This window comes from Bradyrhizobium sp. STM 3561 (assembly GCF_045571455.1).
GTDB classification, from domain to species: domain Bacteria; phylum Pseudomonadota; class Alphaproteobacteria; order Rhizobiales; family Xanthobacteraceae; genus Bradyrhizobium; species Bradyrhizobium vignae.
Genome location: NZ_CP120695.1, coordinates 2,707,329 through 2,721,302 on the forward strand (window position 1 = coordinate 2,707,329; position 13,974 = coordinate 2,721,302).

The 13,974-nt window shown below is 60.7% G+C and carries 24 protein-coding genes and 1 tRNA gene; 15 read left to right on the plus strand and 10 right to left on the minus strand.

The window, feature by feature from the left end:
- Window positions 1-145: 145 nt before the first annotated feature.
- Entirely contained in the window at window positions 146-346 is a 201-nt protein-coding gene (locus tag P6U28_RS12570; protein WP_122403345.1) for a hypothetical protein, read from the minus strand.
- 324 nt (window positions 347-670) lie between these two features.
- On the opposite strand from P6U28_RS12570, the gene P6U28_RS12575 reads away from it, so the two are divergent.
- The 4 genes from P6U28_RS12575 to P6U28_RS12590 all read left to right on the plus strand — a co-directional run bounded on the left by P6U28_RS12575 (window position 671) and on the right by P6U28_RS12590 (window position 2,167).
- A complete protein-coding gene (locus P6U28_RS12575) occupies window positions 671-862 on the plus strand; it encodes a CsbD family protein (protein ID WP_122403344.1) in 192 nt (63 codons plus the stop codon).
- A 279-nt stretch (window positions 863-1,141) separates the two neighbouring features.
- The gene (locus P6U28_RS12580; protein ID WP_162500288.1) at window positions 1,142-1,405 is read left to right on the plus strand and encodes a hypothetical protein; all 264 of its coding nucleotides are present in this window, start codon (window positions 1,142-1,144) and stop codon (window positions 1,403-1,405) included.
- Window positions 1,406-1,703: 298 nt separating this feature from the next.
- Window positions 1,704-1,904 carry a hypothetical protein gene (locus P6U28_RS12585; protein WP_122403343.1) on the plus strand — a complete coding sequence of 67 codons (201 nt, stop codon included), beginning with the start codon at window positions 1,704-1,706 and terminating at the stop codon, window positions 1,902-1,904.
- Window positions 1,904-2,167 (plus strand): hypothetical protein, encoded by a 264-nt coding sequence (locus P6U28_RS12590; protein ID WP_122403342.1) that lies wholly within the window; start codon window positions 1,904-1,906, stop codon window positions 2,165-2,167. The genes P6U28_RS12585 and P6U28_RS12590 overlap by 1 nt, the downstream gene beginning before the upstream one ends.
- A gap of 399 nt (window positions 2,168-2,566) precedes the next feature.
- On the opposite strand, the gene P6U28_RS12595 is transcribed toward P6U28_RS12590, so the two are convergent.
- The gene (locus tag P6U28_RS12595) at window positions 2,567-2,719 is read right to left on the minus strand and encodes a hypothetical protein (protein WP_160118828.1); all 153 of its coding nucleotides are present in this window, start codon (window positions 2,717-2,719) and stop codon (window positions 2,567-2,569) included.
- A 58-nt stretch (window positions 2,720-2,777) separates the two neighbouring features.
- A complete protein-coding gene (locus P6U28_RS12600) occupies window positions 2,778-2,969 on the minus strand; it encodes a DUF3072 domain-containing protein (protein WP_122403340.1) in 192 nt (63 codons plus the stop codon).
- Window positions 2,970-3,099: 130 nt separating this feature from the next.
- Here P6U28_RS12600 and P6U28_RS12605 point away from each other — a divergent pair, with 130 nt between their 5' ends.
- Window positions 3,100-3,294, plus strand: coding sequence for a hypothetical protein (locus tag P6U28_RS12605; RefSeq protein ID WP_407122346.1), 195 nt, complete (start codon window positions 3,100-3,102; stop codon window positions 3,292-3,294).
- The gene (locus P6U28_RS12610; protein ID WP_122403338.1) at window positions 3,288-3,515 is read left to right on the plus strand and encodes a hypothetical protein; all 228 of its coding nucleotides are present in this window, start codon (window positions 3,288-3,290) and stop codon (window positions 3,513-3,515) included. The genes P6U28_RS12605 and P6U28_RS12610 overlap by 7 nt, the downstream gene beginning before the upstream one ends.
- A 675-nt stretch (window positions 3,516-4,190) precedes the next feature.
- Here P6U28_RS12610 and P6U28_RS12615 read toward each other — a convergent pair.
- On the minus strand, window positions 4,191-4,493 hold the full coding sequence (locus P6U28_RS12615) for a hypothetical protein (protein WP_122403337.1): 303 nt from the start codon (window positions 4,491-4,493) through the stop codon (window positions 4,191-4,193).
- 421 nt (window positions 4,494-4,914) lie between these two features.
- On the opposite strand from P6U28_RS12615, the gene P6U28_RS12620 reads away from it, so the two are divergent.
- The 4 genes from P6U28_RS12620 to P6U28_RS12635 all read left to right on the plus strand — a co-directional run bounded on the left by P6U28_RS12620 (window position 4,915) and on the right by P6U28_RS12635 (window position 6,856).
- Window positions 4,915-5,211 (plus strand): HU family DNA-binding protein, encoded by a 297-nt coding sequence (locus P6U28_RS12620; protein ID WP_008558895.1) that lies wholly within the window; start codon window positions 4,915-4,917, stop codon window positions 5,209-5,211.
- A gap of 65 nt (window positions 5,212-5,276) precedes the next feature.
- On the plus strand, window positions 5,277-5,534 hold the full coding sequence (locus P6U28_RS12625; protein WP_122403336.1) for a hypothetical protein: 258 nt from the start codon (window positions 5,277-5,279) through the stop codon (window positions 5,532-5,534).
- A gap of 368 nt (window positions 5,535-5,902) precedes the next feature.
- Window positions 5,903-6,037 (plus strand): hypothetical protein, encoded by a 135-nt coding sequence (locus P6U28_RS12630; RefSeq protein ID WP_283810521.1) that lies wholly within the window; start codon window positions 5,903-5,905, stop codon window positions 6,035-6,037.
- A gap of 621 nt (window positions 6,038-6,658) precedes the next feature.
- On the plus strand, window positions 6,659-6,856 hold the full coding sequence (locus tag P6U28_RS12635) for a hypothetical protein (protein ID WP_122403335.1): 198 nt from the start codon (window positions 6,659-6,661) through the stop codon (window positions 6,854-6,856).
- Here the strand turns inward: P6U28_RS12635 and P6U28_RS12640 are convergent.
- Entirely contained in the window at window positions 6,853-6,978 is a 126-nt protein-coding gene (locus tag P6U28_RS12640) for a hypothetical protein (protein WP_283809886.1), read from the minus strand. The genes P6U28_RS12635 and P6U28_RS12640 overlap by 4 nt on opposite strands.
- An 85-nt stretch (window positions 6,979-7,063) precedes the next feature.
- Window positions 7,064-7,258, minus strand: coding sequence for a hypothetical protein (locus P6U28_RS12645; RefSeq protein ID WP_244607656.1), 195 nt, complete (start codon window positions 7,256-7,258; stop codon window positions 7,064-7,066).
- 312 nt (window positions 7,259-7,570) lie between these two features.
- On the opposite strand from P6U28_RS12645, the gene P6U28_RS12650 reads away from it, so the two are divergent.
- Window positions 7,571-7,855, plus strand: a complete 285-nt coding sequence (locus P6U28_RS12650; protein WP_122406684.1) for a hypothetical protein — start codon at window positions 7,571-7,573, stop codon at window positions 7,853-7,855.
- A gap of 79 nt (window positions 7,856-7,934) precedes the next feature.
- Here P6U28_RS12650 and P6U28_RS12655 read toward each other — a convergent pair whose 3' ends face one another.
- Entirely contained in the window at window positions 7,935-8,099 is a 165-nt protein-coding gene (locus tag P6U28_RS12655) for a hypothetical protein (RefSeq protein ID WP_164937196.1), read from the minus strand.
- A 252-nt stretch (window positions 8,100-8,351) separates the two neighbouring features.
- Here P6U28_RS12655 and P6U28_RS12660 point away from each other — a divergent pair, with 252 nt between their 5' ends.
- Window positions 8,352-9,113, plus strand: a complete 762-nt coding sequence (locus P6U28_RS12660; RefSeq protein ID WP_164937197.1) for an NAD-dependent protein deacetylase — start codon at window positions 8,352-8,354, stop codon at window positions 9,111-9,113.
- A 266-nt stretch (window positions 9,114-9,379) separates the two neighbouring features.
- Window positions 9,380-9,973 (plus strand): cold-shock protein, encoded by a 594-nt coding sequence (locus tag P6U28_RS12665; protein ID WP_376707259.1) that lies wholly within the window; start codon window positions 9,380-9,382, stop codon window positions 9,971-9,973.
- A 9-nt stretch (window positions 9,974-9,982) separates the two neighbouring features.
- On the opposite strand, the gene P6U28_RS12670 is transcribed toward P6U28_RS12665, so the two are convergent.
- Window positions 9,983-10,743 (minus strand): IS5 family transposase gene (locus P6U28_RS12670; RefSeq protein ID WP_407120425.1). Its coding sequence is split into 2 segments (ribosomal slippage): window positions 9,983-10,407 and window positions 10,407-10,743, totalling 762 coding nucleotides; the frame shifts between segments, so codons are not numbered across the junction.
- Between the two features lie 190 nt (window positions 10,744-10,933).
- On the opposite strand from P6U28_RS12670, the gene P6U28_RS12675 reads away from it, so the two are divergent.
- Together P6U28_RS12675 and P6U28_RS12680 are read left to right on the plus strand one after the other, a co-directional pair.
- Window positions 10,934-11,419, plus strand: a complete 486-nt coding sequence (locus P6U28_RS12675) for a DUF192 domain-containing protein (RefSeq protein WP_122403333.1) — start codon at window positions 10,934-10,936, stop codon at window positions 11,417-11,419.
- Between the two features lie 116 nt (window positions 11,420-11,535).
- Window positions 11,536-11,612 (plus strand) — tRNA-Pro (locus tag P6U28_RS12680).
- Between the two features lie 143 nt (window positions 11,613-11,755).
- Here the strand turns inward: P6U28_RS12680 and P6U28_RS12685 are convergent.
- Both P6U28_RS12685 and P6U28_RS12690 read right to left on the minus strand, forming a co-directional pair.
- A complete protein-coding gene (locus P6U28_RS12685; protein ID WP_407122348.1) occupies window positions 11,756-12,046 on the minus strand; it encodes a hypothetical protein in 291 nt (96 codons plus the stop codon).
- 603 nt (window positions 12,047-12,649) lie between these two features.
- Window positions 12,650-13,708 (minus strand): hypothetical protein, encoded by a 1,059-nt coding sequence (locus P6U28_RS12690; protein ID WP_407122349.1) that lies wholly within the window; start codon window positions 13,706-13,708, stop codon window positions 12,650-12,652.
- Window positions 13,709-13,974 lie beyond the last annotated feature (266 nt).

Here is a 13,974-nt window from a genome sequence, read left to right on the forward strand (position 1 = left end):
TACGCGCCTGAGCGAGGCCGGATTGGCACAGTTGGTCGCGCGACGATGACCTAACCTCCCAAAGCCAGTTCGCCTGCGGTTACGCGGAATAGCTGGACAATAACAGTAGAGTTGCGCACTGGAGAAGCCGCCGTCCTGCTCGAAGCTAGATCATCCGCTCCTTGGTGACCCGCAAGCTGCGAACATAATAGCCCTGTCGCTGAACGGCTGACTTGATTTCATCGCTGACTTTGACAACTCTTATTCTGCTCTTGCGCCACTTACTCCGAGAGCAAACGACGGGTATTGCAGAGCCGTTGCTCAGAACAAGCAAGTCCCGCTTGCCATTGCGATAGACATCAAACACTTTTCGCCCCCGCTGATCGGATCGAAGTAAACACGAAATATGTTTCAGTCATTCTGATCGCGCAGCTTACTACCTCGAATGGCTGTGCGGGTTGTAAATGTGCAACGCTCCGCGACTTCTGCATCACCGACCACGCAACGAAGCGACGGTAATGCGTTCAACTTCGTTGCCGCCAAGCCGGGCGGGCTGGTTCCTGGTAAATGGCGTCGAAGTGCGAAAACACGTCTTATTTGGCTGCTTAGCCGAGTTGTTCGTCAATGGCGGTACGAGGAACCCTGATCCTTTTCCTGCGTTTAGGCGTCATCCAGATCGAAGGAGCGCGTTATGGATCGCGAGCATGTGAAAGGTGTCGCCGATAAGGCCAAGGGCACCATTAAGGAAGGCGCCGGCAAGCTGAGCGGCGACAAGGACCTTCAAACGGAAGGCAAGGCGGACAAGGCGAAAGGCGCTGTGCACAAGGCCGCAGGTGACGTTAAGGATGCGGCGAGAGACGCAGCGGACGCCATGAAGAAGTGAGTTCCGCTCACTATCTAGGCTTTAGCACTCGCCGCTCCTTCCGGGCGGCGTTTTTGTTTGTGCTTCCGGAAGGAAAGCCCGCGGGCCATGCAGCGGCCATGAGAACCTGAGCACATCATCCACCAACTGGCCGTTGCGGCACCTTCGCCTCATTCCAGGCTTTGTTCTCTGGAGGGGGCTTTCGGAACTCTTGCAGTCCGCACGAGTTACAGAGCCGCCGACAGGATGGAGCTCTCTTGATCGCGTCGGTCGGCAGCATTTGAACAGAGAGAGGCGACAATGAAGGCACCACTTCTTGCTGGCGCATTAATCATCGGATGCACCGCCCCAGCACTGGCCGATGAGTACTATGTCGTGCAAGGTCCGAGCCGCCAATGCACGGTTACCACCACACGCCCGGCGGACAAGGAGGTCGTAACACAGATCGGTCCGATGGCTTTCAAGAGCCGCGTGGAAGCCGAAGATCGCATCAAGCAGACCAAAGTCTGCGAGGAAGGGACAGTCGGTAGTAGCAGCGGCACGACCGTCATCAAAGAGAAGTAATCGACAGCTCGTTCCCGATCGAGTCTGGCGTCGAAAAAGTCGCGCCCATTTGCTGTCGGCGCGACTTTTTATGTTTTCCAGACCACCAACTGACCCCAGATCTCGAGGACCGCGGTGATCTTCGCGGTTATCGATTTCGGGGCTGTGTCGCCGTATCCGACAGTCGCCACGCCTTCGGACGCCATCCGACTGCCGGCTCGCCCAATTCCCGCTTTACGCCGCATCCCGAAGTTTGCCGGCCGACATGGTCAAACGGCCGGCAGTTGAACCCCGCCAGCGATGGGGTCGACTAAACGCCATGGCCGCATTCTTCGCAGATCTCCTGTTCGATCTCGTCAGATGCCTCGTCGGTAGCTGGCTGAGGCAGGCTGCGGTCGCCGTTTGCGCCTGGCTCGATACGAAGATTCACGGCCGCGCTGCACGCTTTGTCGTGGGCGTCCTGCTCGGGATCGCCGCCTATTTCTTCATCCCTGTTGTCGCCGGGCTGTTGGGTCTCTGATGCCCTCCATGAAGACGAACCTCGTCATCGCACTGGCCGTCGGGGCGCTCATTTCGGCGCTGCTCCTCGCCATCGAGCCGCTGACCGACTTCGCTTATCTTTCGCTGGAGTGGCCTGGCATCACCGCCGCATATTTCTTCTGGGGAGCGATCGGCGGACCCACCTTCCTCGGCATTGCCATGTCGTGGCTCGTGAATGCGCTCATCTACGGTCTGGGTGCTTTCGTCATTCTCAACGTTATTAAGGTGCTGAGGGAAGCATGAAGCGGTGGCTTCAAAGGTTAGGCAAGGTTGCGAGGGTTGCAGCGATTGGCGGCACCGTCGCCTGGCTTGTGCCTTTGACGAGCTCTCCTCAAGCGCCCGATGCAGCGCATCCCGAGCGTTACGCGCACCGGCACGAGGTCAGGTATGTGAGCGAGGGGATGGAATTGACTCTCCGAATTCTGCTCGGCTCGTCCTTCACCCTGGCCATGCTGGCGTTTGGATGCCACTTCGCGACCAGGGACATGCAAGACGACGCTAGCTAGGCAGGCGTGTCGCCGAAGAGGACTAAGCTGCTTCGTTGTTGCAATTCAGCCCGGCGCGAACCACGCCAGACCGCGAATATCGGGATGTCAGGATGAGACTGATCGGCGTCAGCGCCTGTTGACCGTGTCCAGTCCCTCACGCCGTCTTCTCGCCACCCTTCGCGACGATCTCGACCTCGAAATAGCCCATGTCGCGCAGCTCGGCGGCCTTCTTCTCGGCCGCTTCCCTGGTATCCCGTTTCAAAATAATCTGCCCGGCACCGTCGCGGGCGCAAACGAAATAAGGCATTTTCGATTCCCAATTTCGTTTGCATACACACGGACTCGGGTCCCTGCAATCATGCGGGTCACTCGTCCAGCCCGGCCTCTTGCCGCATCTTGTCGATCAGCTCCGAGGCCTTGGCCTTGGTCAGCTCGCGCTCGGGCGGCTTTACGTGCGCCTGCTCGGCGAGGGTCTTGAGATAGGATTCCTGGGCTCCCGTCATCGGGTCGCCTCCGGAAACCCAGTCCTTCGGTTCCTTCCGGGTGTTGTCCGCCATCGCAAATCTCCGCTTTTCCGTAGAACGTCGGACTGGACTTGTCGTTCCGTTTTTGTTCTCATTGGGCCATATTCAAATCGTGAGGCTGAACATGCCGGACCTGGATTTTGTCAGGCGGGAGATCGAACGGATGCGCATCCAAATCGGCAGGCAGAGGAAGGAGATCCTCCAGCTGCAGCGGGCGGGCATCGGGACGGCTTCGGCCGAAGCGCTGCTGTCGCGGATGGAGGCGAAGGTCGAAAGTCTCTGCGGCCAGCGGGACGCGCTGAAGGATGCGGAACCGCATCACAACAAGGGCAGGGTGCTCGGCGGGAGGACATGGTGAGCAGGCGATGGTTCGATGACGAGAGAGACCTGTCGCCCTTCCTGACCGCGCTCGAAGACGTTCGCCGACGGGCGACGCGGGAAGGGTGGTGCTATGCCCACGTCCAGGCCATCATCGTGGCCATCGACCAGTATGCCGAAGCCGCGACGGGCAACCGCGAATATTTCCTGAACAAGCCGGTTTCGATCGGCGACAGGCGGAAGGCCGCGGACATTCCGTGAGGGCCATGCCCTCGTATCGTTGCTCGTGCATCGGATCGAAGCCCGAGGCGCGTACGTCGCTGCGCCGATCAGCGGGCCGAGGCCGAGGAGGAGGGCGCCGACCTCGCCCGACCGGGCGAAGCGGCCTTCTTCGGCGAAGCTGCCCGTCGGGCTTTGCCGGACTTCGGACGAGCTTCGGGCGCGATCCCGTTCTGCTCATCGAATTGCTTCAACCAGGCTTGGATGTATCGCGGGTCGTCGGGACAAAGCTGTTCAAGTAAACGAAGGTTCTTCGCTCTGAATTCCACAAGGGTTTTCGGCATAATGCCTCCTCAAACCCCGCCCCCTCGAGAGGGTGCGTCGGCAGGGGAACCGGGTCAACGGCAAAGAGAGGCTTGAAATTCCGGGCGAACTGATGCAGCGCGCAAAAGCGAAAACCCCGCCCTTGAGGAGGCGGGGTTCTCTATCGGGGTGAACTACCCGCGCTGCTTCGCTGACGGCAGATGCGCGGTTCACCTCTGCCGTCGGGCGAAATGAACCACGCGCCGCTTTGCTGCGGAGCGGCGTGGCCGACAAGCAAGCGCTGCAGAAGACTAAAGCGCGACGAGATTTGGATGAATCGTCATCGCGCTTTATAGCTTGTTGTTTACGCATGATCTTTCCGGAAAACCGCTTCGCACTTTTCCGGATCATGCTTTAGGCCGCAATCCGCTGATCGACAGGGGCCGTCAGGAACTTGAGCGCTCTTGCATGTGCAAGATCGGGAACCGCGATCGCCGTGTGGCTGTACATCGCATGCGTCCGCGATTTCGCGATCCTGTCCAGGATCTCGCTGCCCTTGATGACGTGGAGGCCCATGCCCTCCTCGGTGGGGAAGATCGCCAGCACGACATCGTAAGCCGCGATGACGGCTCTGAGCGCTTCGGCCTTGTCTTCGGCGACGTCGACGAAAATACGAACATCAGCTGCGAGTTCACGCAGCTCGTCAAAATCCAGCACTTGGGGATACTCCAACGCAACGAACATGATGGGAGCTTGGCCGCGTTAGGTTACTGAAGCGTCAACAATGCCTGCGGAGCCACAGGTTTCACGCGGAGGTGACACGGCGGGTGGGATCAACTGGACTCTCGAACAGCGAAAGCCCCGCCTGGGGACAGCGGGGCTCTCTGGTGGGGTGAAGTTCAGCGACTTCAAACATAAGACGCGTCAACCGCTGAATGGTTCAAAAAGAAGGTGGGCGTGTCCGGCGGCATCATTCACAGGGCCGGGCGTCCCCGAGAACCGTGCTTGCGTTTTCGGCCTCGATGGGTTCTAAGCCCGATCACTTCATGACTTCTGGCATGAATCAGCAGCGTGCCCCCGCGGTTCGGCCGCGTCCCCAGCAGGAATTGCGCGCGCCCCCATTCAGAGGAATTCAGACATGGCGAAGATGACGAAGACCCAATTGATCGATGCAATTGCCGAGGGCACGCAGCTTTCGAAGAACGACGTGAAGTCGGTGATCGAGTACATGGCGACCGTCGGCTACAAGGAGCTCAACGAGTCCGGCGAGTTCGTCATTCCCGGCTTCGTGAAGATGTCGGTGGTGAACAAGCCGGCGACCGAAGCCCGCATGGGCATCAATCCCTTCACCAAGGAGCCGATGCAGTTTGCGGCGAAGCCCGCGAGCAAATCGGTCAAGGCCTCGCCCTTGAAGGTGGCGAAGGACGCGGTCTGAGCCGCCGACGATGTCATCGCGCCGGACTTCTTGCGACGGCGCAATGATCAAGGGCTGAAGAAGAGGTGGTGCTCGGCGATGGCGATGCCGAACACCGCCACGACGATCAGGACAAGTCACGGCGCGCGCCGCTCGCTCCGTCCGGGCGCGCCCTGCGGCTTTCCGCAAGCCGGGCAGAGCGAAAGACCGACCGGGATTTCGTTCTCGCAGAACTCGCAGATCATCAGCGGCTCGATGGCGTATCTCGCGGCGCAAGCTTCAGTCGCGCCGAACGAGCTTCAATCGCGCCGAACGGCTGCGTCGCGCGGTTGCCGGCCCGCTGATTTCGGACCGTCAATGCAGAAGGCGAGACCTCGTTCCGGTCGCCGCAATCCGCCCTTACCAAATCATCGCAAGAAAAAACCCCGCGCTTTCGCGCGAGGCTCTTCTCACCGACGGCGTTGGGATTTCAGCGCCTGGCCGTCAGCATGGGCGTAACTTAAAGTTGAAATGCCAAAAAGCAACAGCGCCGAAACGACGGAGTATGTTCGTCAGGCGGCGCTGCCGTGTGACTGGGCGCTGAAATCCCCAGCTTCCATAGGTCCCTGCCGCGCCGAAAAGGTTCAGCACGAAAACTCTCCCGAGGACTGGACTTTTTGTTCTCTATTTGTTCTAATGTGGACAGCCTTGGTGGACCATTGGGAGGGTGCTCATGACCGTCGAAAAGCAGCGCGAAGTGATCAGGCTGTGGAACGAGCTCAGGAAGCTCGAGGGGCCCGCCGCAGAAGAGCTCCGCATCCAGATCCTCGAATGCTTCTCGAAAGACAAGTCGAAGCGGGCGGCTTGATCCATCGGCAACGACACGCGGCAATGCGCAGGCGCGGGCTCGTTCTGAGGGGGCGCGCTTGCTTGTCGCCGTAGCGTTTGCCTGCGACGGGCCCTGCCGTCCAAGACAGCCGCGCTTTCATCAATCATTAGGAACTGCTCCACGCTGATTTTTGCGACTCCGATTCGTTCTTCGAGAACGAAATGGAGTCGGATGCAGAACAAGTCGCGCCAGGTCGGGACGATGCGACCGCGCGTATTGGAACGAGATGGCGTGATGCTGGCGCAGTCCCCGCCGCTGTTTTGTCCGCAAGCAATGTGGTGAAGGAGGAGCCGCATGGAAGTGTGCCGGCCTGATCGAGGTCGCAAGAGGATTCGTTAAGAACTGCTCCGCGCCGTTTTCTGTGATTCCGATTCGTTCTTCGGGAACGAAATGGAGTCGAAGCTGGAACAAAGCTGGCCGGTCGTTCACCGCTCCTTGCGGCAGAGGTGCGCCTCTGGTCTGCCTAACGATAACTTGCAGCGATGCCGATAACCCTATTCGGTTAGGTTAAAAGCCCAATCGCGTTGCGCTTGGCGCGGGTTGGGGTAGGTGTCGGGCAAAGACAAGCAAGAAACGACTTTGCCAAGAAGCAATTTTGCCATGATTCCTTTTTCGGAGCCGTCCTTTTTTCAAGGCGACCGGCACACCTACCGGCGCGTCGCCGTCGTCGGCACGCTGTTCTGTCTTACCTTCGTGGTGATCAGCTTCTCGCTGCGGCCGCAGGCGGAGGACACGCGCGTTGCGATCAAGGCCGACCGGCTGGTGCGCACGGCAGGCCAGACGGCGCGCGCTAATTAGCCATCATCGCCGTAGCTGCGATCGTCGGCCGGCGCTTGCGGGCTGGCGGCGCCGCGCGAGGCGAGCGCCACGAAGCCGGCATAGCCGACCAGATTGAGCAAAACCTCAAGCCACGCGGGCATCTCGGGGTCTCTTTCCACTTTCCGCTCAGCGTAAGGGAACTCAACGTCTGCGCGCAATCCTGGTTCCTTGCTCTCGCAAAGAAACTCAGACGGGAGAGGAGGGATCGAGCCGGCGGCCGAGGGTCGCGACGGATTCGCTCGAGGGCTGCTGCTTCAGGAACTCGGCGATGGCCTGCGCCAGCTCGCGGTCGCTCATCGGCGTCGGCGGCGGGCGCAGCGTGCCGACACCGAAGCTGCGGACGATCTCGTCGTAATGCTCATCGTCGGATCTGGGAACCAATTTGCGAATACGGGCCAGCAAAGCGGATAAGGGCAAACCTTCCTCCTCGATCGTCCACCCCGCTGGCAGCAATGGTGGTCTGCTGCCATTTGCTCCCGTGAGACTGAAAACCCCGCCAGCATCGCGGAGATGCTGACGGGGTTACGTGCTGATGCCTCTACCCGGATGGCCAAGGCTCACACCTGACGGATCAATCTGCATTCGGCGATTTCGTTCCCGGTGCATCGAGATTTTTCCACCGTGTCGTTTCTGCCGGTCGCGCAACCATGGCAGGTGCCTGGGGTTATCCCGCGAGACGCGAAGGAGGACATCATGAAGAAAACACTGGCAGTTCTGGCCACCATCGCGGCCGTCGGCGTGACCGCCGTCGCGGCGCCTGCACCGGCTGAGGCGCGTGGCCGCGGCATCGGCCCGGGCCTCGCGTTCGGCCTTGCCGCCGGCGCGATCACCGCGGGCGCGATCGCCGCCTCCCACCCTTATGGCTATTACGGTCCCGGCTACGCCTACTATGACGGCCCGAGCTATTACTACGGACCTGGCCCCTACGCCTATTATGGCGGACCGTACTACCGCCACCACCACTGGCGGCATTGGTAGTCCCCAATAGCGAAAAGCCCGGAGCGATGCTCCGGGCTTTTTTCATTCGTACGCCTTCGCGCCTGCTTGCGCGATGATGCTAGGGCCAGAGCGATGGCCGCTCGACCTTGCGGGCGTTCTCCAGTGTCGACACGAAATATTCTTCGCGCTCGCGCTTGAACTTTTCCTGCGTGGCACGGAAGGCGGCGACACGGGCGGCGATCTCGTCGCGCTCACGAACCTTGCGTTCTTCGTCTTCGGTCATGTCAAATCCCCTCTACACCCGAGTATGTGCACATCCGAACTCAAGCGCTGCCGCCGCAATCACGTTGAGTCGCGTCAACACATCCATTGGCGCTCCTGAATGGGGCGTCAATGGGGAGGAGGCATTGCAGGATTGTGATAAGCGTAGGCCGGGAAAAATTGCGGAGCGCATTGCGTTCGCGCTTGATAAGAGAGTCAACGATCTTGCCGCTTGCGCATGTTGCTGTCAGGCAAAACGAGTCGGGAGGCGCGATTGATCGCATCGGATCTTCAGAGCGGCATCGAGCGCCTCGGTGGCATGATCGCCGAGGCCAGAACCATCGTGCCGTTCACCGGCGCCGGCATCTCGACCGAGTGCGGCATTCCCGACTTCCGTTCGCCGGGTGGAATTTGGACGCGTAACCGTCCGATCCCATTCGACGAGTTCGTTGCGAGCCAAGAGGCGCGGGACGAATCCTGGCGCCGGCGCTTCGCGATGGAGGAGGTCTTCGCGGCGGCGAAGCCCGGCCGCGGCCATCGCGCGCTGGCCTCGCTCTACCGCGCCGGCAAGATTCCTGCCGTCATCACCCAGAACATCGACAATCTGCACCAGGCCTCGGGCTTTGCGCCCGAACATGTGATTGAACTTCACGGAAATACCACTTATGCGCGCTGCATCGGATGCGGGCAGGCCTATCAGCTCGATTGGGTGAAGCGCCGTTTCGACGACGATGGCGCGGCGCCCAACTGCACCACGTGCGACGAGCCGGTGAAGACCGCCACGATCTCCTTCGGCCAGATGATGCCGGATGACGAGATGCAGCGAGCAACCGCGCTGTCGCAAGCCTGCGATCTCTTCATCGCGATCGGTTCCTCGCTCGTGGTCTGGCCGGCCGCGGGCTTTCCGATGATGGCCAGGCGCGCAGGTGCACGTCTCGTGATCATCAATCGCGAGCCGACGGATCAGGATGACATCGCCGACCTCGTCATCCACCACGACATCGGCGAGACTCTCGGGCCCTTTGTCGGCAATTGAGGCATCAGTTTGATTCGCGGCTGTGCAAGCTGTTCATAGGTTCCGGCGAATCTCTTTTTTGTCTATGCGCCGCAACCGGGAGTGTTATCTTTTGAGTCGAAGATTCGCGTCGCGTCGAACCGAGAACAATCTCTCAAGACGCGTGATTCGAGCGCCGCCGATGTGGCGGGTAGCATGGCAGTGTGGGGTCCGGGGTTATGGGGTCGTCGGACGGATTTGAGTCCAAGAAGCTTGGAGTTCCCGGACAGGGCACTTCGCCCGGGCGAATGACGCCGGGCGAACACGGCGGTGCCGGCCGCGAGGGCGCGCTCAGTCCATTCAGCGGGCTTGGTGAGACCGGCGCCAACCTCGTCGAGGTCCGTGGCGTCATCAAATGGTTCGACGCCTCCAAGGGCTATGGCTTCATCGTTCCCGACAATGGCTGGCCGGACGTCCTCCTGCACGTCACCGTGCTTAGGCGCGACGGCTTCCAGACGGCTTATGAAGGCGCCCGTGTCGTCGTCGAATGCATCCAGCGCGCGAAGGGTTACCAAGCCTTCCGCGTCGTCTCGATGGACGAGTCGACCGCGATCCATCCGGCGCAAATGCTGCCGCCGCGCACCCATGTCACGGTGACCCCGACCAGCGGGCTGGAACGGGCCCAGGTCAAATGGTTCAACCGGCTGCGCGGCTTCGGCTTCCTGACCTGCGGCGAGGGCACGCCCGACATCTTCGTGCACATGGAGACGCTGCGCCGCTTCGGCATGACCGAGCTCAGGCCGGGCCAGTATGTCCTGGTGCGCTTCGGGCCCGGCTCCAAGGGCATGATGGCGGCCGAGATCCACCCGGAAACCGGATCGCCGGGATTGCAGTCGCACTAGGGTCCGGACTCAATTGATCCACCAAGTAACGGCGGCGACCAAGAGGATGGCCGAGAGGAAGTTGTCGGCTCGCTTGTCGTAGCGGGTCGCAATCCGCCTGAAGTCCTTGAGGCGGCAAAACATGCGTTCGATGAGATTGCGTCCTTTGTAGGCCTTCACGTCGTACCGGTGCGGATGCTTGCGAGTTGGGTTGGGCGGAATTACTGCCTTTGTTCCGCGCTCGGCCAACCACTCACGCAGGCTATTGGCGTCATAGGCCCTGTCAGCAAGCAATCGTCGAGCAGGAGAGACGGCAGGCAGCAGATCGCGCGCCGCCGTGAGGTCATGGCAGTTGCCAGGCGTGATCACGAAGGCGATCGGACGTCCATAATCCTCGGTCAGCGCGTGGATTTTGGTGGTGCGTCCGCCTCGCGAGCGGCCGACCGCCTGCTGGAAGTCCCCCCTTTTGCGCCCGCCGCCGAGCGGTGGGCTTTGATGTGGGTCGCGTCGATGGACATTGTCCCGACCCGGCCGGTTGAGCCAGTCAAGGCGTAGAAAATATTGCCCCACACGCCTTGGCGGCTCCAGCGATTGAAGCGGTTATAGATGGTCGTGTAGGGGCCGTAATCTGCCGGGCAGTCTCGCCAGCGTGCGCCCGATCGCAGCATGTGGAGGATCCCGCTGATCACGCGTCGGTCATCCACGCGATGGGCGCCGCGCCGCCCACGTGGCAACAGCGGTTCAATCCGCTTCCACTCCGCCTCACTCAGCCAATATAGCTTTTGCCCCATCAAGCCCCCCTTCGACTCGGAGGTCTTGAATCACAACTCCGCCTCAGCGGGAATCCCTATTGAGTACAGACCCTAAAGGCTCCAGTTCCCGCAATCGTGAGCAGAGGCGTGCCGGCTGGCCGGCGCGCCTCTTTCCTTTCCGGCGGTCGCCGCGTAAGGACTGGCCAAGTCCCACGCCTTGAGAGCTCCCATGAACTTTGATCGAAAGGCCGTCTGGTCCGTTGCGAAGGGCTGGCTTGGCGCCATCCTCGTCATCACCGGCTTGGCCGTCGCGAGCGCACCTGTCGGCGCCGCCAGCTTCCAGCCGCTCGAGATCGTCACCAAGAACGGCGTGCAGGTGTTCTCGGTGGAAATGGCAACGACCGAGGAGGAGAAGCAGACCGGCCTGATGTATCGCAAGGAATTGGCCGACGGCAAAGGCATGCTGTTCGACTTCAATCCCGAGCAGGAAGTGTCGATGTGGATGAAGAACACCTACGTCTCGCTCGACATGATCTTCATCCGCGCCGACGGCCGCATCCTGCGCATCGCCGAGAACACCGAGCCGTTGTCGACGAAAATCATCTCGTCCCGGGGGCCCGCCCGGGCGGTGCTGGAGGTGGTGGCGGGAACGGCGCAAAAGTACGGCATCCGCCCTGGTGATCGCGTCGGCCACCCTCTGTTCGGCAGCAAATAAGGCGGGCAGGCCCCGGGCGCTTGCCGGCCTTGCGGGCGGCTTTGGAAGCTTGCTGGCGCCTTGGGAAGCTTGCTGGCGCCTTGGGAAGCGTGTATCGACAGGGCTTGCCGGACATTCGGGGTATAGCGCAGCCTGGTAGCGCGGCAGTTTTGGGTACTGCAGGTCGTTGGTTCGAATCCAGCTGCCCCGACCAACTAACCCGCTGAAACTGCGGCGACATTTGTTCTCCTTTCCATGCTGATTGCGCTCGCGCTTACCACGGGGAAGCACCGGGGAAGCACGAGCGCGGATTTTAGGTCAGTCGAGCGGGTTTTGTGTAGTCCGCCGCCATCGATCTCAATGCAGCGTGTTCTCCATTGCTGCCTTCGCTTCCATCATTCGTAGCGCCATCGGCAAGGTCACCGCGGCATCGATCTCAACCAGGTTGCCCGGCAGGGCACGGAATTGACCGGCGGCCTTGCCTTTGAGCGGCGCCAGCATCGCGGCGGCGATCGCGGAGCTCACGTGACACCGGACGAGGGCGTTTCCGTCTTCAATTGCCAGGATCAGGTCAGTCCCGCGACGGGCGAGCAGAGCGCTCAGGTCGGTTGATTGGGGCGAGGTGCGGAGGGCGGTTGAGGTGCGCATAGTGTTTTGCCTTTCGAGCAAGATGCGAGTCCAGGGGCGAAATGACCGACACTAGGCGGCCCCGCGCACCTTTGGGCGTGCGCCTTGGACATACGCGCGCGGCCCCTGGACAAGATTTGTGATTGCCGCTTACCGGATTGGCTCTCGGCTAGTGTTTCGGGCTTTCGACCCGCCCTCAGGATGCGGCATGTCGAAAAATCGGCAACGAATATTTTGTCTGGAAAAGTCTAACACGTAGAACCAGACAGCTGAGCGATTGATCCGGTTGGCGCATTTATCGATTTATGCGCTTTTGTCGGGTTTTGAAATCGCGCATTGCACGACAAGAAGACACAGCTCCTGCTCGGGCCGTTGCGCACGAACACTCAAGTTAGACCAACCGCTTAGCAGCATGCCTTGCTCGTGCATAAGCAATCCCTGGAACGTTGCGCCGGGCGACCGCGCGTCGCTTGATAGCGAACCGCAAGCGGCGACCTGGAGAATGTCACAGCTCGCCTACACCACTCCCGGCACCCACCCCTAGGGGGGAGGCGCCGGCGCGGTCTCCAAAGGCCGCAAAGCCGCTTCGCTAAATGTGGATTACTCAAAAGTCCGCGGCCACGCTCATCGAGCGTCATACGAGGGATCATCGAAGAGGTCGGTAGTCTCGAGCGGTTCGATAATCTGCTTCTTGAGCACTTCGACCGCGCAGAGCTTCAGAACCTTCTTTATGAGCTTGAGTTTTTCCGCATAAAACTTAACGCCACGAACTGGTCTCGTGTTCATAGGATCGCGCTGCCGCATGACGTCTTCTGTGGCGGCGTCAATATCCTGCTTCAAACTCTTGAGGCCGCTCTTGAACGATTCATCCCTGCAAGTTTTGGCATAATCATCCGGATCAAGCTCAGTGATTGCGCGTGGCGGCGCGGAGGGTTCATTGTTCGCGGCGGGTCTCGACGTCGTTTCCGAAGGAGAGATCTTTGCTTCCGTTCTGGGTCGCTCGGGTTCGCGGACCACCGGCTCCTTCACTCGAGAAGGGTCGATCTTCGCATGCTCTACATTGCGAGCTGCGTTTTCGAGCGCCTTCTTCAATTCCGGAGAGATCTCGGCGATCGCCTCTAATGCGCCTTTCGAACCTGACACAACGCCTGAACTTGACTGCTTTGCCGCGGGAGGCGATTGAGGCGGTGTGGCCGCAGCGGCCTTCGGCGGTGCATCATCGCATTTCATCGGCTTGAGCTCGACGCCGTCTATCTTGCCGCTCACGCCGCTACAATCTTTCGTCGGCTTGGCCGGCTTTCCATTTTGGTTGCCGGCTAGTGTTGCGTCCTTCGAACCGGTCTCCGCCGGCTTGGCGGTTGCCGCGGGCGCTCGACCGATGCGCACGGCCCGTGCGATGCCACCGTTGGCCGTGATCGAGCCGTCGGGTTGTAGCGTGTACACCCACGAGCCCAGGCTGGTCGTGTAAGTCAGGTTATTGCCGGAGCAGGTCCAGGTGCCCTCAGCCTGACACGCCGCGTGCTCACTACAGATGGCCCTTCCGTCAGCGGTAAGCGTCCCCTTATTTCCTCCGGAATGCCGCCATTCACCTACGAATTTGGAGGCGCAGCTTGCTGGCGGAGCAGCAAATGCCGGTGTTACAAAAACAGCTGCCGCGAAAGGCAGGCAAAGCAAAAAGCGCACTGAAATCCCCCCGAGTAAATTACGATCAAACGTTATCGGCAGTCACACGTCCCTTCAAGGACCTCGACAGTTGTACGGCAAGCAACACCGCGGGGCTGCTTGCGGCCCACATTCTAGCCCGCCCACGCTCAGTGGGGCTGAACTGGAAGTGAATTAATGTGAGCCAGCGTAGTTGCGCGCAGAACTCGACGTTCGCTTCGAGCGAGCTTGCGAGTGCAAGGCCGCCCTCGGTTTGCTGGCCGGCCAACGACTGCTGTCCTTGCGGG